The sequence below is a fragment of the Bosea sp. 29B genome, assembly GCF_902506165.1.
Classification (GTDB): Bacteria; Pseudomonadota; Alphaproteobacteria; order Rhizobiales; family Beijerinckiaceae; genus Allobosea.
This window is the reverse complement of record NZ_LR733817.1, coordinates 2,207,655-2,224,350: the sequence shown is the minus strand read 5'-3', so window position 1 is coordinate 2,224,350 and position 16,696 is coordinate 2,207,655. Positions and strand designations below refer to the sequence as shown.

The window sequence follows — 16,696 nt, the reverse complement described above, 5'->3', positions numbered from 1 at the left end:
CCATCCTTGTCGCAGCCCCGTCATCAATCGGCGATGAAGCCGACGCGGCCCTTGTAGGCCTGCGGAATTGGCCCGCCGCTCGTCGACCCATAGATCTTGTTCAACCGGCCCATCAGGATCGTCTGGGCATCATGCGCCTCGACGAAGCCGTCATCCGGGCGCTGCAGCCCGCTGGGGCCGACCGGCTTCACGATGAAGGGGGTCACCGCGATCATCAGCTCGGTCTCCTCGCGCTGATAGTCGCGCGAGCGGAACATCGCACCGATGATCGGGATGTTCATCAGAGCCGGCAGCCCGTTGATCGCCTGACGCGAGACGCGCTGGATCAACCCGGCTGTCGCCAGCGTTCCGCCGGACGGCAGCTCGACCGTCGTATCGGACTTGCGGACGCGGAAGCCGGGCGCATTGACCGCGGTGGATTCGGTTGGATTGAGGCGCAGCTGGTTCTCGAAATCGAGCTCGGTGACCTCGGTGGCGATGCGCATCGAGATCTTGCCCTCGGACATCACGATCGGCGTGAAGTTCAGGGAGACGCCGACCGGCTTGTACTCGATGTTGAGAACACAGCGGTTGGTCGTGTCGCAGGAATAGCCTTTCGGGATCGGAATCTCGCCACCCGCGGTGAACTTGGCGCTTTCGCCGGAGATCGCCGTCACGGTGGGCTCGGCCAGCACGCGGGACAGGCCGGCGCGCTCAAGCGCTCGCATCGTGATATTGGTCGAGTTGCCGACGCCGGCGCCGATCGCGGTGGCGGCCAGCTGCTGCGGCTGCAGCGAGAACGGCGTGTCGATCGACGGCGTGATGCTGAACTTGCCGAGTTTCCACTCGCCGGTCGAGTTGATGCCGAGTTGCTTGATCGCCTTTCGCGAGACCTCCGAAACCGTGACCTTGACCATGACCTGGTCGCGGCCGCGAATCGTCAGCGAGTTGATCACCGCGCCCTTGGTCGCGTTCGCGCCTTCGCCGGAGATGCCGACAAAGGCGTTGGCGATGTCCATGGCCTGCGTTGCCTCGGAGGCGTTCGCGACATTGCCGACCAGCAGGATCGAGTTCCCGGCCGGCTTGACCTGGATGTCGGCGCCCGGCATCGCCGTGCGCAGCGTCGTGCGCAGCACGTTGAGATCGCGGCCGACCTCGATCTCCAGCGCCGTGATCTGCCGGCCCTCGGCATCCATCACGAACATCGAGGTCGAGCCATCGGCCATGCCGATGACGAAGAGCTTGCGGGCCGAGCGGACCACGGCATTCGCTACCTTGGGATTGGCGACGAAGACCTCCTTGGCGTCGCGCGGCAGCTCGACGATCAACGAGCGGCCGATCGAGAGATCGAGCCGGCGCGAGACCGCATGTTCGCTGGCACCGACATTCAGAACCGGCGCCGCGCCCTTGCCCTGCGCCAGAACCGGAGCGGTACAAAGCGGCAAGGCCAGCGGCAGGATCGCCAGCGACACGGCGAGGGCACGCTGCGGCCGACGAGACAGCGGATTGGAGTTCAGCATGGAAATCATGGCTTCACCGCCTTGGTGACGACGCCGTAGCGCACGAGCGTGAGGCCGCCGTCATCGATCGGCGTGCTCTTGTCGCCGGCATCCTGCAGGCTGCGCAGCGCCAGCGAGAGGCTGCTGGTCTTCTGTGCCAGCGTCACGGCCTCGACCTGCTTCGGGTCGAGCTCGAGCGTCGCGGTCTCGCCCACGACGACCTTCTCGCCGTTCTTTTCCTGGATGCTCTGGCCGATCGCCAGCACGCGGACATTGGCGATCAGGGTCTCGCTGACCGGCGGCGACGCGTCCTTGGAGTTGCTGTCGTCCCGGCTCGTGCGGATTACATCGACACGGTCATTGGGCAGGACGAAGCCGCCAGCGGTGTTGGCGCCGCGATTGTCGGTGGTGATGGCGACGGCGCGCTTGCCGGACGGCAGAATCGCCGAAAGGAAGCCGGAATCGGCCTTGAGCAGTTTATCGCGGCGGATCGGTTCCGAGCCATAGAGCGGCGCGCGGGCGATCTGGCCGACGAATTCGGCTTCGCCTCCGGGAAGGTCCTGGCGGCGGATCACCTCGGTGGGCAGGCTCGCCAGCGGCCAGGCCAGCCATTTCAGATCGCCAGCCGCGAGCTTGTTGCCGAGCGGGACGTCCGCCGCGGCCACCAGCACCTCGACGGTCGGTGCCGGCTCGTATTTCGTCACCGACGGCGTCGTGACCTTCGGCGGCCGGCCGATCAGGAGCGCTGCGCCGAGTCCGGCGACGACCGCTACGACAAGAATAATGATGCGGGCGGGACTCATGGCACAGGATCCTTGGCCGGCATGCGCCGACCTTCATCAGGATCGTGGCCTTCGAATCGTCAACTTATGGTTAACCGAAGGTATCTTTTTGTGCAGATCGCTGTTTCGCCCGTCGCCAGAGCGGCTCTGGAGCTCTCAGACGCCCGTGGCGGCGCGCCAGATCGCCGTATCGGGAAGAGCGACAAGTGCTGCGGCGGCGAGAGCGATGCCGTAAGGCACACCCTGCTTGACATCGTGCAAGCGCTGCGCCCAGGCCCAGTTGCTGGCCATCGCCGGCAGCGGCGCGGCCCGCAGGAGCATGATCACGCCGGTCAACATGCCGCCACTGAGCGCGGCGACGAAGAGATATGGCAGCAATTGCTCGAAACCGAGCCAGAGAGCCGTGGCCGCGGCAAGCTTGGCATCGCCCCCGCCGATCCAGCCGGCGGCAAACATGCCGAAACAGACGACCAGCACCAGAAGGCCCGCGGCCAGATGCCAGATCGCGGCGCTCAGGCCGAAGCCGATTGTCGCCGCGCACACTCCGAAAGCGACAACCAGGAGCGCGCAAAGCCAGTTCGGGATCGTCATGGTCATGAGATCGCTGGCCGCGGCATAGGCCATCGCAGCGGGAAAGACGATCAGGACGACGATCAACGGCAATGACATGACGACGATCCACATGGCGGGCTCGTGCGAAGATGGGCCAGGCGCATCACCAAAGCCTTACTGCGGACGTGCGTATGGCGTTCTGCATAAAAAAGCGCCCCGGATCGATCCGGGGCGCTCATATCGGCGGGTGACGCCGACGATCCTACTGCAGGCCGGCCAGGACCGCCTGGAACTTGGCGTTCAGCGCCGGACCGATCGCGGTCCAGGTGCTGATGCAGACCACGGCGATCAGGGCGGCGATCAGGCCGTATTCGATAGCGGTGGCGCCCGACTCATCCTTGGCGAAGCGCGCGAACAGGTTCTTCATGGGGTAGCTCCTTTGCACCACGTTTGACTGCTGCCTTCGCTCTAGATGGCTTCGGTCAGCGACAGGAGTGACATTACGGCGCCCATCTTGCCGATCAGTTAAAGAGACCCAATAATTCGCCGAATTTTACAGGTCTTCACTCGATGGTTAATACGCTTTTAGCGCGGCACGTAAGTTAACGAGAGGTATAAACCCTTCGATACTTAAAATAAAACTCGCTCTGCAAATCAGACAAACACCGCATGACGCTTCGTTAGCGTGCGCGCGCCGACACCAAAATGCGTTCTTCATTGCAGGCGATCAGGCTTCCAGGACCGAAGCGGGAGCCGGATTGGCTCGGGAAATCGCCATCTTAGCAATCCATTCATCATTTTCGGCTTACCTCGTCCCGTTCGAAACCTTGAGGCGCGTGCGAGGTCCATTGCGATGCCGGGATCGCGGCTCTCCAAATCCTTCCAGAGGCTGGCCCTTGCCGGGCTCGTAGCGGCTGCCGGCTCGGGCCTTTCGGCCGATATCGTACGCGCACAGGCACGGCTCATCCCTGCACCGACCCCTGAATCTCGGGGCGAAACCGGCGATGCAAGAACCGAAGCGGTCCAGGTGACGGTCGATCACGCCAAGGTGCTGCGACTGCCCGAGAAGGCCCAGACGGTGATCGTCGGCAATCCGGCGATCGCTGACGTCACCGTCCAGCGCAACGGCGTGATGATCGTGACCGGCAAGAGCTACGGCGTCACCAATCTGATCGCGCTCGACGCGACCGGCGCCCTGCTGGCGGAATCGAGCGTGCGCGTCGGCGCAGCCAGCGATTCGATCCTGACAGTGCAGCGCGGCCTCGAGCGCGAGAGCTATTCCTGCACGCCCAACTGCCAGCCGAGCGCCCAGCTCGGCGACTCCAAGGCGTTCTTCGACGGCACCAGCGGCCAGAGCGGGGCTCGCAATGCCGCGGCGACGGGCGCGGAGAAGAAGTAGCTCCCCCGCCCCGCGCGAGAGCGATCAGATCGTCTGGTTGTAGGCGCCGACTTCCGGATTCTCGCGGAGAACGCCGTCGATCGCCTTGAACATCTCGCGCATGCGCGCTTCCGAGACCGGGCTTTCACAAACCACGACCAGCTCGGGCTTGTTCGAGGAAGCGCGGATCAGGCCCCAGGTGCCGTCCTCGTTGACGACACGCACGCCGTTGACGGTGATGACGTCGCGGATCGCCTGGCCAGCAATCTTGTCGCCCGCCGCCTTCATCGCCTCGATCCGCTTGGTGATCTTGTCGCTGACGCCGTACTTGATCTCGTCGGCGCATTTGGCTGCCATGGTCGGCGTGCCCCAGGTCTTCGGCACGGCCGCATAGAGCTCGGCCATCGACTTATCCGGGTTGCGATCGAGCATGTCGATCACGGCGATGGCGGTGACGACACCGTCGTCATAGCCGCGGCCGACCGGCGCGTTGAAGAAGAAGTGGCCGGACTTCTCGAAACCGGCGAGGGCATTGAGGTCGCGGACCCGGCGCTTGATGTAGGAGTGACCGGTCTTCCAGTAATCGGTCTTGACGCCGAGCCTCTGCAATTCCGGATCGGTCGAGAACAGGCCGGTCGACTTGACGTCGACGACGAACTGCGCGCCCGGATTGAGCTTGCCGAGGTCGCGCGCCAGCATCACGCCGATCTTGTCGGCGAAGATCTCCTCGCCATGGTTGTCGACGACGCCGCAGCGGTCGCCGTCGCCGTCGAAGCCGAGCGCGACATCGGCGCCGTGCTGCTTCACGGCATCGGCCATGGCGTGCAGCATCTTCATGTCTTCGGGGTTCGGGTTGTAACGCGGGAAGGTGTGGTCGAGCTCGGCATCCATCGGGATGACCTCGCAGCCGAGCGCTTCAAGGATCTGCGGCGCGAAGGCGCCGGCCGTGCCGTTGCCGCAGGCGGCGATGACCTTGAGCTTGCGCTTGATCTTCGGACGATTGGTCAGGTCGGCGATGTAGCGCGCCGGGAAATCGGGCACGAACTGATAAGAGCCGCCGCCCGGCAGGTCGAAATCGCCAGCGAGCACGATGTCGCGCAGCTGCCCCATCTCGTCGGGGCCGAAGGTGACCGGGCGCTGCGCGCCCATCTTGATGCCGGTCCAGCCATTGTCGTTATGCGAGGCAGTGACCATGGCGACGCAAGGCACGTCGAGCTCGAACTGGGCGAAATAGGCCATGGGCGACATGGCGAGGCCGATATCGTGGACCTTGCAGCCGGCCGCCATCAGGCCGGTGACCAGCGCCATCTTGATCGACGAGGAATAGCTGCGGAAATCATGCGCTGTGACGATCTCGGGCTTGACGCCCATGCGCCTGATCAGCGTGCCCAGGCCCATGCCGACGGCCTGCACGCCCATCAGGTTGAGCTCTTTCCCGAAGAACCAGCGCGCATCGTATTCGCGGAAGCCGGTCGGCTTCACCATCGGCAGCGATTCGTACTCGAAGGTGTTGGGGAAGAGCTCGGGCAGGGGCTTCGGAAACATCGGGCCATCCAGTTTCGAGGACATCGTGCAGCGAGAGGCTGCGGAACGGACAGGCCACAGGCTACATGAATGCAGCCTGAGCATGACGTGGCGGGAACGCAAGGGCGGCATAGCCGATCGGCACGGGGTTGGGAACCGACAGCGCGCTGCTCAGCCGCGCAGAACCATGCGGCCGCCCTGGACCTCGTAGCCGCGCAGCCGGCGCAGGAAGGACGTGCCGAGCAGGCTGACCGACAGGGCGCCGGCGGGCAGCACGACGGCCTCGACATCGCGCACCGAGATATCGCCGAGCCGCACCTCGCGCAGCATCGTCTTCGCACCCCGCACCACGCCGTTGGCGGTGCCGAGACCCACCGAATAGGCGGAGCGGTCCGGCCTGATCCCGAGCGCGCGGGCATCGGCATCGGTCAGCACGATCAGGCTCGCACCGGTATCGACCATCATCTTCACGCGGTAATTGTCGATCGCGGGATGAACGACATAATGGCCGCGATAATCAGCGTTCACCGTCAAGACGCGCTCGGCTTTTGCGGGTGCGGGCGCGCTCGGCGCGGCGCGCGCGGGAGCCGGCTCCCGGCTCACCATCCGGTCGAGATTGCCGGCAGCGTTCAGGGCCGCAAGGCCGGCGACCCCGGCAACGCCCAAGAACCAGACAATCGGCCGCTGGGCCATGATCGATTTCCCCTTCCCGCCTCATCCCTGCGACGCTAGGGGCAAAGGTGCTGACCAAGGGTAAATCGGCGCGCCGAAACCGCCGAAACTGGCGCGTTTGCGCCTTGCGGAGCGCAGCCAGGCTTAATTCGCGCTCAACCGGATCGATCGCGTTCTACGGAAAGCTCGCCCTACAGGAAGCTCCTGCCGACCAGCGCCTCGATTGCCTCCCGCCGCGGCACGCTCGGCTGGGCGCCGGCAATGGTGCAGGCGAGCGAGCCGGCGGCGAGCCCGCGCTGGAGCGCGCCGGAAAAGCCGAAGCCGGCCTGCAGCGCCGCGGCGAAGGCCCCGACGAAGCTGTCGCCGGCCGCGACCGTATCGACGGCATCGACGACCGGCGCCTCGAGCCGGCGCCGGACGCCGCCATGCCAGCCGACCGCGCCTGCACTCCCAAGCGTGACGATGCAGGCGATGCCGCGCTCGCCGTCGATACGCCGGGCGATCGCGTCGGGCTCGGTCTGCGTCCAGCCGAGCGAGCCGGCGAGGATCAACGCCTCGTGCTCGTTGACGATCAGGATGTCGGTCAGCGCCAGCAAGGCCGGGGCCGGCTCCCCGGCCGGCGCGAGGTTGAGGATCACCCGGCCGCCACCCGCGCGCATCGCCTGCGCGGCGCGCAGGCACTCGTTTTCGGGCACCTCGCGCTGGAGCAGCAGCAGATCTCTCTCGCCCGGCTTCAAGGCTTCGACCGCCTCGGCCCTGGCCAGCGCATTGGCGCCGGCCGCGACCACGATCTGGTTGGAGCCAGCCGCATCGACGGCGATGAAGGCCGCACCCGTCGGCGCCTCGACGCGCGCGACATGGGCGAGATCGACGCCATCCTGCGCCAGTAGCCCGAGCGCAATCTCGGCGAAGCCGTCACAACCGACGGCACCGACCAGGATCACCTCAGCGCCAGCGCGGCGGGCCGCCAACGCCTGGTTGGCGCCCTTGCCGCCGGGATGCAGCGCATAGCCCGGGCCGAGCACGGTCTCGCCGGCGCCGGGCAGGCGTTCGACCGGGGTGACCAGATCGACATTGAGCGAACCGAAGACGGTGATCATGCCTGAAGGCCCCGGGCGAGGCGGGTGACGCCGGCGACAAAAGCGTCCTCGGGCGTGGTCAGGCCATGATCGAGGCCGGCAGCGGCGAGCGCCCGGCCGTAGCTGCCAGCCAGCACGCCGTCGGCGACGAGGTGGAGATTGCCGAGGCCGCCGAACAGGGCACGGGCGCCTTCGATCTCCTGCGCCACCAGCAAAGCCGAGAGATAAGGGCCAACCGCGCCGCCTTCCATGCGCCCGCCCAGAATCTCGCTGCGCGCGTGGAAGGCGGCGTTGAGCAAGCCGCCCGGCCGCTGCGCCGCGGCAAGTCCGCGCCGTGCACCCTCAGCCGCATCCTCGCCTTTCGGCTCACTGGCGAGGCGAGACAGGATCGAATGTTCTCGCAGCAAGCCGTAGACCTCGCCGGTCATGAAGCTGGCGAAGCGGGTGATCCGTCCGCCCTTGACCTCGGCCCATTTCGAATGCGTCCCAGGCAGGCAGGCGATGCCGTCGGTCAGCCCGAGGCCGACGATCAGCGTCTCCTCGCCGCGCATCACGTCGAAAGCGCCCTCGTCGCAGGAGAGGCCGGGCAGGATCGTGGCGCGCGTGTCGTCGTCGAGCGTGACGGCAAGGCCGGCGGCGGCGATCTCCTCGGGGCTCGCCGGGCAAGCGACATAGGGCGCCTCGACCCAGCCATTGCGGCTGCCGACCATGCCGGCGAGCAGCACCGAGGCATCGGGCCGCGCCGTCCGGAATTCGCCGGCGATCTCGGCGAAGGCGGCCGGGAAGCCGCCGGCCGGGACCGACTGGATGCCGCGATCGGCGATGCGTTTCGCCAGCACGACGCCATCCTCACCGATGAGGAAAGCGCGGGCGCGCGTCGTGCCCCAGTCGAGCGCGATCAGGGGTTTGGGCATGGCAGGCTCCGGCGGGATTACGTGCCTTGTCCGGCGTTCCGGCCAAGGCGAAGCGAAGAGGCGGAATCTCCCCGGCCGGCACGGCCCGGTCAAGCCCGGCCGGCCCTTGACGATATCGCCTGTGGGCGCAATCGAGGCGAGGGGAGCGAACGCCGCTCCGATTGTCGTGAAGGACACGATCATGCTGACCCTCTCGGCCGGCCGCTACACGGCCCGCATCGCCCCGGACGCCGGCGGCACGATCGCCGCGCTCGACTGGCAGAGGCCGGACGGGACGGTCCTGCCGTTGCTGCATGCGCCGGCCGGGCTTGCGCCGCAGACGGAGACGCCGAACAAGTTTGGCGCCTGGGCGATGCTGCCTTTCGCCAACCGCGCCTTCGACAGCCTGGTCGACGACGGCCATACCCGCTTCAGCGTGCCGTCCAACAACCCTGCCGGCACGATCCATGGTTTCGGCTGGCAGTCCGCCTGGCAGGTCGAGCGGCAGGATACCGGCCATACCACGCTGGTCCACCGCCGTATGGCCGGCCCGGATCCCTATCGCTACCTCGCCAGGCAGGAGATCCAGCTGGACGAGACCGGTATGACCGTCACACTCACCCTGACCAACGAGGCTGACCAGGCCCTACCTTTCGGCATCGGCCTGCATCCCTGGTTCCCCTGCGCCGCCGACACGCGCCTCTCCATGAGCGCGACCGGCGCGCTGATCTTCGGCGACCAGTTCCGCGCCACCGGCACGCAGGCCTTCATTGACGGCGGCCCCTATGCCGGCAATCCGGTCTTCGCCACCAGCACCGAGACCGCCTGGAGCTTCCTCGGCTGGGACGGCATCGCCCGGATCGAGACGCCCTCGACCGGCCTCGCCATCACGCTGAGCGCGAGCGAGAGCCTGCGCTATCCGGTGGTCTGGGCGCCGGCCGGCGTCGATTTCCTTTGCGCCGAGCCGCAGAGCCACGCCGCGGGAGCACCGAGCGAGAAGATCGTGCGCGAAGCCTCGCCGCTCGCCCGGCTGCAACCGGGCGAAACGCTGGAGGGCTGGGTGCGGATCGCCGCCGAGGCGATCTGACCCTTGTTCGGGCATCGGATCTTTCCGAAAAGTGGGGTCCACTTTTCGGCTCGATGCTAGCGCCAGCCCGGCCCCGACATCGGCTGGAAGCCGATCGCGCCGGCCGGGATCGCCGGCCTGAGCAGCATCTGCTCGCGCGCCTCGCCCCAAGCCGGGCCCTGGCGCTGCTGCTTGGCGGTCAGCACGGCCTTCTGCGTCTTGATCTTGGCCTTCGCGATGGTGTGCTTCGAGCCGGTCGAAGCCTTGGCGAAGCGCGAGAGATTGTCGGTCGCGGCGCCGTTCAGCGCGATGCGGGTGCTGCCGGAGCCATGCTTCTTGACCAGCGCGAACAGCTTGGCGGCATTGGCCGGATGCAGGCGGATGCAGCCATGCGAGGCCGGGCGGCCGAGCGCGCCGACGGCAGCGGTGCCATGGATGGCATAGCCGCCGCGGAAAAACACGGCATAGGGCATCGCCCCGCCATATTTGCGCGAATACCAGCTGCGCTCGAGCCGGGTCGGGCGATAGACGCCATTAGGCGAGCGGAAGCCCTTGCGGCCGGACGAGATCGCCCAGTTGTAGGTTTCACCATCGCTGGTGGCGACGCTCATACGCTGGGCGGCGATGTCGACGCGGACATCGACCTTGGCCTCAGCCGCGGCGAGACCGGCGAGCGAGGCGCATAAGAAAGCGAGAATGCCGAGAAGGCGGGACATGACGCGACTCCTGAACGACGCAACCTGAAGAAAACGGCTCTTTGGTCGCTGTCGCTCGGGCGCGTGCGCCATGCGAAGTCAGCCCCGGCCTTGCCCTAAAGGAATCCCGAGGGGCCGGCGCTTGTAAAGCGCAAACCGTTCAAATGGTTTCCAATCGTCCGCCAGCAATGCGAGGCGGTCCGCTAGTCGAAGAACGCGATCCAGGCGAGCAGCGCCGCGATCAGCCAGAGCGCCCAGTTGCCCCAGCGGTTACGCGCCGCTTCCGCGCGGCCGATCGCCTGGATGCTGGCCTCGTCGAGCGAGAAGCCGTGGCGCGACGAATCTTCCAGCTGACCGAGCACGCGCTCGGCCCGGCCGACCGTCTCCGGCAGGTTGGCGAGGCTCCCGACAAGGGTGCGCACGCTGCGGCCAGCATCCTCGATGCGCCCGATCGGCCCGAGATTGCGCGTCAGCCAGTCGCGCACCACCGGCTCCGCCGTGGTCCACATGTCGAGATGGGGATCGAGCGTGCGCGCGACACCCTCGACCACGACCATGGTCTTCTGCAGCATGACGAGCTCGGTGCGTGTCGCCATGTCGAACAGGCCGGTGATCTCGAACAGCAGCGTCAGCACCTTCGCCATCGAGATCTCGTCGGCGCGCCGGTCATGGATCGGCTCGCCGACGGCGCGGATCGCCTGGGCGAAGTCGTCGACCGAGTGGTGCGGCGGCACATAGCCGGCCTCGAAATGCACTTCGGCGACGCGGCGATAGTCGCGGGTGATGAAGCCGAACAGGATCTCGGCGAGGAAACGCCGTTCCTTGTGGCCGAGCCGGCCCATGATACCGCCATCGACCGCGACGAGCCGCCCCTCCGCATCGACGAACAGGTTCCCCGGATGCATGTCGGCATGGAAGAAGCCGTCGCGGATCGCGTGCTTCAGGAAGGACTGGATGACATTGCGGCCGAGCGCCGGCAGATCGTGGCCGGCGGCGCGCAGGGCCTCGACGTCGGAAAGACGGATGCCATCGATCCATTCGTCGATCAGAATCTCGCGGGCGGTGAGCTGCCAATCCGGCACCGGCACGCGGAAATTTGTGTCCTCCTTGGTATTCTCGGCGAATTCGGAGAGGGCAGCCGCCTCCAGGCGCAGGTCCATCTCCATCGCGACCGAGCGTGCCAGCGTCTCGACGATGGCGACGAAGCGCAGGCGACGTGCCTCGGGCGAGCGGCGCTCGGCAAGCTCGGCGCCAAAGCGCATGGCGGCGAGGTCGCGATGGAAACGGTCGCGGATGCCGGGCCTGAGGATCTTGACCGCGACCTCGCTGCCGTCCTTGCGGCGGGCGCGGTGGACCTGAGCGATCGAGGCGGCCGCGACTGGCTCGCCGAATTCGGCGAAGATCGCCTCGACGGACTCGCCATGCGCGGCTTCGATCGCGGCACGGGCCTGCGCCATCGGGAATGGCGCCATTCGGTCCTGCAGCGCCGAAAGGTCCTCGGCGATCTTCATGCCGACGACGTCAGGCCGCGTCGCCAGGAACTGGCCGAACTTGACATAGGACGGGCCGAGGCGGGTCAGCGCCGCGGCAAGCCTCGTCGCAGAAGAGCCTGCGCCGCGCCGCTCGATCAGGCGGCCGAGCGCGATCAGCGCCCGCGCCGCCGGCGGCAGCACGGACGGATCGACCAAGGCGAGCGCGCCCTCGCGCGCCAGCACGAAGCCGACCCGCGCCGAGCGGGCGAGATGGGCAAGCGCGGAGATCATGCCGCGGCAGCGCCCGTCACAGCTTCCAGCCGGAATGCAGCGCCACGACCCCGCCGGTCATCGGCGTGAAGCTGGCGCGACGGAAGCCGGCGTCCGCGATCATGTTGGCGAAGATCTGCGGGCGCGGGAACTTGCGGATCGACTCGACCAGGTACTGATAGGGTTCCGCCTCGCCCGTCACCATCCGGCCCATCGGCGGGATGACGTTGAAGGAATAGGCCTCGTAGACCTTGTCGAGCAGCGGCACGTCGACATGGGAAAATTCAAGGCAGAGGAAGCGGCCGCCGCGCTTCAGCACGCGATAGGCCTCGGCCAGCGCCTTCTCGATGCGCGGCACGTTCCGGATGCCGAAGGCGATCGTATAGGCGTCGAAAGTCGCGTCCGGCAGCGCAAGCTCCTCGGCATTGCCCTGGACGAAGCGGATGCGGTCATCGTCGGGAAAGCGCTTTTGCGCCCGCTCGCGCCCGACGGCGAGCATCTCGGCGTTGATATCGAGCACGGTGACGTCTGTCCGCGGCCCACCCTCCTCCAGCACCTTGAAGGCGACATCGCCGGTGCCGCCGGCGACGTCGAGATGGTGGAAGGCCCGGTCGCGCGGGGGCTTCAGCGCCGTCAGCAGCGCCTCCTTCCAGGCGCGGTGCAGCCCGGCCGACATCAGGTCGTTCATCAGGTCGTAGCGGCCGGCGACCTTGTGAAAGACGTCGTCGACCTTGGCCTGCTTCTCGCCGAGCGGCACGTTCTCGAAGCCGAAATGGGTGGTGTCGGAGGCTGCTGTCACGGTTGGGCCGCTCTTGTGTTCGGGTGAGGCGATGAATAGCGAAAGCATCGGGCCTTGTCGCGGGCCCTCTCGACGCATGCTGAAGAGCCGATGCCATGCCTGAACTTCCCGAGGTCGAAACCGTCCGGCGCGGATTGGAGCCCGCCATGCTCGGCGAGCGCTTCGCGCGCGTCGAACAGAACCGGCCCGATCTGCGCTTTCCGCTGCCCGAGCGCTTCGCCGAGCGCCTGACCGGACGGCGCGTCGAGGCGCTGTCGCGGCGGGCCAAGTACCTGATCGCCGATCTCGACGACGGGCAGGCGCTCGTGATGCATCTGGGCATGAGCGGGCGCTTCATCGTCGAGGCCCCCGGCACGAAGCCGACCGAACCCGGCGCCTATTACAACGAGATCGGCCGGCACCTGATCCACGACCACGTCGTCTTCCATCTCGGCTCGGGCGCGCGCGTCACCTATAACGACGTCCGCCGCTTCGGCTTCATGGACCTCGTTCCGCGCGCCGGACTGGAAACCTCCAAACATTTCGCCGGGATGGGCATCGAGCCGCTGGGCAACGAGCTCTCCGGCGACTTGCTGGCCAAGCTGTTCTCCGGGAAGATCGCCCCGCTCAAGGCGGCGCTGCTCGACCAGCGCCTGATCGCCGGTCTCGGCAACATCTATGTCTGCGAAGCGCTGTTCCGCGCCGGCCTGCATCCGGAGGCCGAAGCCGGCTCGCTGGCGACGCCGACCGGCAAGCCGCGCGAGAAGGCGCATCTGCTGGCGCAGATCATCCGCGATGTGCTGGAGGAGGCGATCGCCGCCGGCGGCTCGACCTTGCGCGACTTCGCCCATGCCGACGGCTCGCTCGGCTATTTCCAGCATCGTTTCAAGGTCTATGACCGCGAGGGCGGCGCTTGCGTCACCCCCGGCTGCGGGCATCTGGTCAAGCGGCTGGTGCAGTCGGGCCGCTCGACCTTCTATTGCGAGAGCTGCCAGAAGCGGGCGTGACAACCACGATGCCCGACGCTCTTCGCCCGCCCGGCAAGATCATCCTGCTCAACGGCGCCTCCAGCAGCGGCAAATCCTCGCTGGCGCGTGCCGTGCAGGCCCGGATCGAGGAACCGTTCTGGCACATCTCGATCGACCATCTGCGCGATTCCGGCGTGCTGCCGACGGCGCGCATCCGCAGCGGCGAATTCCAGTGGTCCGCGATGCGCGACGCCTTCTTCGAGGGCTTCGAGCAGTCGCTGCTGGCCTATGTCCGCTGCGGCAACAATCTGATCGTCGAGCACATCATGGAGAGCCGTGCCTGGCTGCTGCGGCTGGTGCGCCTGCTCGCAGGGCAGGACGTCTTCTTCGTCGGCCTGCATTGCGACCTCGCCGAGCTGGAGCGTCGCGAGATCGCGCGCCGCGACCGGCGCATCGGCGATGCCCGCCGCGACTTCCACCAGATCCACAGCTATTGCCGCTACGATGCCGAACTGGATTCGGCCATCGCGCCCGAGGCCAATGCCGACAGGCTGATCGCTGCCTGGCATGCGCGCACCACGCCCTCGGCCTTCCAGAGCCTGCTCGCCGAGGCGGAGCCGGCCGGTTGATCAGGCGTTTTCGATGAACCTGGCAAGGTTCTCCAGCGTCGAGCGCAAGCCGGCATCGTGATCGGCCTTGCCGATGCCGGCCGGGACGTTCTCGCAGAGGATCGTCACCTCGGTGCCGTCTCGAACCTCCTTGAAGCGCCAGGTCATCGTCATCGTGCCGGCGAAGGCCGGATCGTCCGAGACGAAGCCGACCTCCCAGACGATGCGCTCGCCGGGGTCGAGCGCGATGAAGCGGCCTTCGACGATATCGCTGTCTGCCGTGGCCTTGCCGCGCGCGCGGGCCGGGTCGTCATAGGTCAGGACCATGCGGTAGCTGCCGCCGGGATGCGGCTCGAAGCGCTCGATCTTCGCCCGCATCCCCTTGGGCGGCAGCCATCGCGACAGCACGGCCGGGTCGGCGAAGGCATTGTAGACCGCCCCGGGCGACGCCTTGACGAGGCGCGAGGCGGTATCGGTTCGGGTTTTGCCGGTCATGCGCACCTCCTATTCGGCGGCCATGCCTGATCAACGCGCAAGGCGCCCTCTGGGGACCAACGGCGCAGCTAGCTTCTCACCACGCTCCTGAATGCCGCCGAAAGAGCGGCGAGGGCGTCGCGCGGGCGGCCATCCCTGACCCGCGTGTGCAGCAGGATCGGCAGGCGCGGCAAATCGGGCAGACCGAGCCTTTGCCCGACATCAACCGCGCCGAAGGGCAGCATGCGCGGCGCCAGCGCCGCGACGCCGAGCCCGGCGGTGACGGCGGCCACGACCGCCGTGACGCCGCCGCCGACGAAGGTTTCCGTCCAGGGCAGGCCGGCCTCGTCGAGAAGTCGCCCGGCCATCACGCGTACACCGCAAGGCTCGGCCATGGTGGCGACCGGCAGCGGCTCGCCCGGACGATGCTGCCAGGCCGGCGCGGCGAACCAGCCGAATTTCTCGTCCGCAAGCTGCTCGCCATCGCTGCGCCCGGCATGCAGGCGCACGATCACCGTGTCGAGCTCGCGCCGGTCGAAGCTCTGGAGCAACTCGCCGGAGGTGCCGATCCGGATCTCGATCACCAGCTGCGGGTCCTGCGCGTTCATCCGCGCGATCAGCGCCGGCAGCTCGGGCCCCGCGACGTGATCGCTGATGCCGATGGTCAGGCGCTCCCTGGCCGGGACGAAGGCGGACAGCGCGCGCTCGTGCACCTTGAGGAGCTCGCGGGCACGATCGAGGAAAGCCGCGCCGCGCGCCGACAGCTCGACATGGCGCGGCGTACGCTCGACGAGCCGGCAATCCAGCCGCTGCTCCAGGCGCTTCAGCTTCAGGCTGACCGCAGCCTGGGTCGTTCGCATCGCCTCGGCGGCGCGGGTGAAGCTGCCGAGATCGGCGATATGGACGAAAGCCTGAACGGAATCGAGATCGAGTGGAGACTGTGTCATTTTCATTCGTTATTATAGAAATGAACATTGATATCGTATCAAAATTACTGATCGCTCTCTACCGTCGAATGCGCTGAACGCATCTCGCGCGGCCCTGCGCCGACCGCGAACTTGGCAATGGGAGTTTGCGATGACGACGATGACCAAGGAGCCCGCAATGCAGGATCGTCCCCAGAGGGCAGCAACGGCCAAGCCAGTGGTCGACCACTCCTCCGTGCTGGAATTGACCGAGGCGATCGAGAAGTACTTCGACCTCATGTACGACTGCGACACGTCCCGCTTCGAGCAGACATTCGCGCCGACGGTCCAACTGCACGGCTTTCGCGATGGCAAGATGATGGCGTGGCCGACACAGACCTACCGCGACATCCTCGACAAGCGCCAATCGCCGAAGTCGGTCGATGCCGTGCGCGAGGACGAGATTCTGCTGATCGACTTCGCCTCCACGACCCAGGCGATGACGAAAGTGCGGGTGAGGGTCAACACGATGGTGTTCGTGGACCATCTGACCTGGCACCGGATCGACGGCACCTGGCTGATCACCTCGAAGGGATTTCATGTCGAATCCCAGGATGGCCCGCCGATCTAGCCGCTGCCTTCACGCGCCTGCTGCCGCTCTACGCAAGATCGAGGTTCGCCATGCCACTCCTTCACATCTCGCTGCGCGCCGGAAAATCGGAAGCCTATCGGCAAGCGATCTTCGACAGCCTCTATCGCGCGCTGCGGGAGGCGCTCGACGCGCCCGAGGGTGACCAGTTCATGACGATCAGCGAGCATGATGCCGCGAATTTCCGCTACGGCTCCGCCTTCGGCGTGCTCCGTAGCGAGAATCTCGTCTACATCCGGATCACCCTGTTCGCCTCGCGGCCCCCCGAACAGAAGAAGGCGCTGTTCCGGCGGATTGCGGACCTGCTCGGACAAAGCCCCGGAATTCGCCCCGAGGACGTCTTCATCGTTGTTCACGACGCGGCGAAGGAGAACTGGTCGGTCGGCCATGGCCTGGCGCAGTTCGCCTGAGATCAAGTTACCTGCGCCGAGGCTCGCATCGCGCCGTGCGTCC

The 16,696-nt window shown here is 66.9% G+C and carries 19 protein-coding genes; 6 read left to right on the top strand and 13 right to left on the bottom strand.

What is annotated here, in order from left to right; genetic code table 11:
• Positions 1-23 precede the first annotated feature (23 nt).
• The 4 genes from GV161_RS10895 to GV161_RS10880 all read right to left on the bottom strand — a co-directional run bounded on the left by GV161_RS10895 (position 24) and on the right by GV161_RS10880 (position 3,239).
• Entirely contained in the window at positions 24-1,508 is a 1,485-nt protein-coding gene (locus GV161_RS10895) for a type II and III secretion system protein family protein (protein WP_152013127.1), read from the bottom strand.
• A complete protein-coding gene (gene cpaB / locus GV161_RS10890) occupies positions 1,505-2,281 on the bottom strand; it encodes a Flp pilus assembly protein CpaB (RefSeq protein ID WP_152013128.1) in 777 nt (258 codons plus the stop codon). Before cpaB ends, GV161_RS10895 begins: the two co-directional genes overlap by 4 nt.
• A gap of 135 nt (positions 2,282-2,416) precedes the next feature.
• Entirely contained in the window at positions 2,417-2,944 is a 528-nt protein-coding gene (locus tag GV161_RS10885) for a prepilin peptidase (RefSeq protein ID WP_244623938.1), read from the bottom strand.
• Between the two features lie 130 nt (positions 2,945-3,074).
• A complete protein-coding gene (locus GV161_RS10880; RefSeq protein WP_152013129.1) occupies positions 3,075-3,239 on the bottom strand; it encodes a Flp family type IVb pilin in 165 nt (54 codons plus the stop codon).
• 537 nt (positions 3,240-3,776) lie between these two features.
• Here GV161_RS10880 and GV161_RS10875 point away from each other — a divergent pair.
• Positions 3,777-4,211 (top strand): pilus assembly protein N-terminal domain-containing protein, encoded by a 435-nt coding sequence (locus GV161_RS10875; protein WP_244623967.1) that lies wholly within the window; start codon positions 3,777-3,779, stop codon positions 4,209-4,211.
• Between the two features lie 24 nt (positions 4,212-4,235).
• Here the strand turns inward: GV161_RS10875 and GV161_RS10870 are convergent, their stop codons facing one another.
• The 4 genes from GV161_RS10870 to GV161_RS10855 form a co-directional block, all read right to left on the bottom strand.
• Positions 4,236-5,735, bottom strand: a complete 1,500-nt coding sequence (locus GV161_RS10870) for a phosphomannomutase/phosphoglucomutase (protein ID WP_152013131.1) — start codon at positions 5,733-5,735, stop codon at positions 4,236-4,238.
• Positions 5,736-5,885: 150 nt separating this feature from the next.
• Positions 5,886-6,407 carry a TIGR02281 family clan AA aspartic protease gene (locus tag GV161_RS10865; protein WP_152013132.1) on the bottom strand — a complete coding sequence of 174 codons (522 nt, stop codon included), beginning with the start codon at positions 6,405-6,407 and terminating at the stop codon, positions 5,886-5,888.
• A 170-nt stretch (positions 6,408-6,577) separates the two neighbouring features.
• Entirely contained in the window at positions 6,578-7,486 is a 909-nt protein-coding gene (locus GV161_RS10860) for a ribokinase (protein WP_152013133.1), read from the bottom strand.
• Complete coding sequence (locus GV161_RS10855) at positions 7,483-8,379, bottom strand: 2-dehydro-3-deoxygalactonokinase (RefSeq protein ID WP_159650216.1); 897 nt, start codon at positions 8,377-8,379, stop codon at positions 7,483-7,485. The genes GV161_RS10860 and GV161_RS10855 overlap by 4 nt, the downstream gene beginning before the upstream one ends.
• 181 nt (positions 8,380-8,560) lie before the next feature.
• Between GV161_RS10855 and GV161_RS10850 the strand changes: the two genes are divergently transcribed.
• Positions 8,561-9,445, top strand: coding sequence for a hypothetical protein (locus GV161_RS10850; RefSeq protein WP_159650215.1), 885 nt, complete (start codon positions 8,561-8,563; stop codon positions 9,443-9,445).
• 56 nt (positions 9,446-9,501) lie between these two features.
• Here the strand turns inward: GV161_RS10850 and GV161_RS10845 are convergent, their stop codons facing one another.
• The 3 genes from GV161_RS10845 to ubiE all read right to left on the bottom strand — a co-directional run bounded on the left by GV161_RS10845 (position 9,502) and on the right by ubiE (position 12,660).
• A complete protein-coding gene (locus GV161_RS10845) occupies positions 9,502-10,140 on the bottom strand; it encodes a L,D-transpeptidase (RefSeq protein ID WP_152013136.1) in 639 nt (212 codons plus the stop codon).
• Between the two features lie 182 nt (positions 10,141-10,322).
• On the bottom strand, positions 10,323-11,882 hold the full coding sequence (gene ubiB / locus GV161_RS10840; RefSeq protein WP_152013137.1) for a 2-polyprenylphenol 6-hydroxylase: 1,560 nt from the start codon (positions 11,880-11,882) through the stop codon (positions 10,323-10,325).
• A gap of 16 nt (positions 11,883-11,898) precedes the next feature.
• Entirely contained in the window at positions 11,899-12,660 is a 762-nt protein-coding gene (gene ubiE, locus GV161_RS10835; RefSeq protein WP_244623939.1) for a bifunctional demethylmenaquinone methyltransferase/2-methoxy-6-polyprenyl-1,4-benzoquinol methylase UbiE, read from the bottom strand.
• 95 nt (positions 12,661-12,755) lie between these two features.
• Between ubiE and mutM the strand changes: the two genes are divergently transcribed.
• Entirely contained in the window at positions 12,756-13,646 is an 891-nt protein-coding gene (mutM, locus tag GV161_RS10830; protein ID WP_152013139.1) for a bifunctional DNA-formamidopyrimidine glycosylase/DNA-(apurinic or apyrimidinic site) lyase, read from the top strand.
• 8 nt (positions 13,647-13,654) lie between these two features.
• On the top strand, positions 13,655-14,236 hold the full coding sequence (locus GV161_RS10825; RefSeq protein ID WP_152013140.1) for a chloramphenicol phosphotransferase: 582 nt from the start codon (positions 13,655-13,657) through the stop codon (positions 14,234-14,236).
• Here GV161_RS10825 and GV161_RS10820 read toward each other — a convergent pair whose 3' ends face one another.
• Positions 14,237-14,710 carry an SRPBCC family protein gene (locus GV161_RS10820; RefSeq protein WP_152013141.1) on the bottom strand — a complete coding sequence of 158 codons (474 nt, stop codon included), beginning with the start codon at positions 14,708-14,710 and terminating at the stop codon, positions 14,237-14,239.
• Between the two features lie 68 nt (positions 14,711-14,778).
• A complete protein-coding gene (locus GV161_RS10815; protein ID WP_152013142.1) occupies positions 14,779-15,636 on the bottom strand; it encodes a LysR family transcriptional regulator in 858 nt (285 codons plus the stop codon).
• Positions 15,637-15,766: 130 nt separating this feature from the next.
• On the opposite strand from GV161_RS10815, the gene GV161_RS10810 reads away from it, so the two are divergent.
• Both GV161_RS10810 and GV161_RS10805 read left to right on the top strand, forming a co-directional pair.
• Complete coding sequence (locus GV161_RS10810; RefSeq protein WP_244623940.1) at positions 15,767-16,225, top strand: nuclear transport factor 2 family protein; 459 nt, start codon at positions 15,767-15,769, stop codon at positions 16,223-16,225.
• Between the two features lie 50 nt (positions 16,226-16,275).
• On the top strand, positions 16,276-16,653 hold the full coding sequence (locus GV161_RS10805; protein WP_152013143.1) for a tautomerase family protein: 378 nt from the start codon (positions 16,276-16,278) through the stop codon (positions 16,651-16,653).
• Positions 16,654-16,696: the final 43 nt, after the last annotated feature.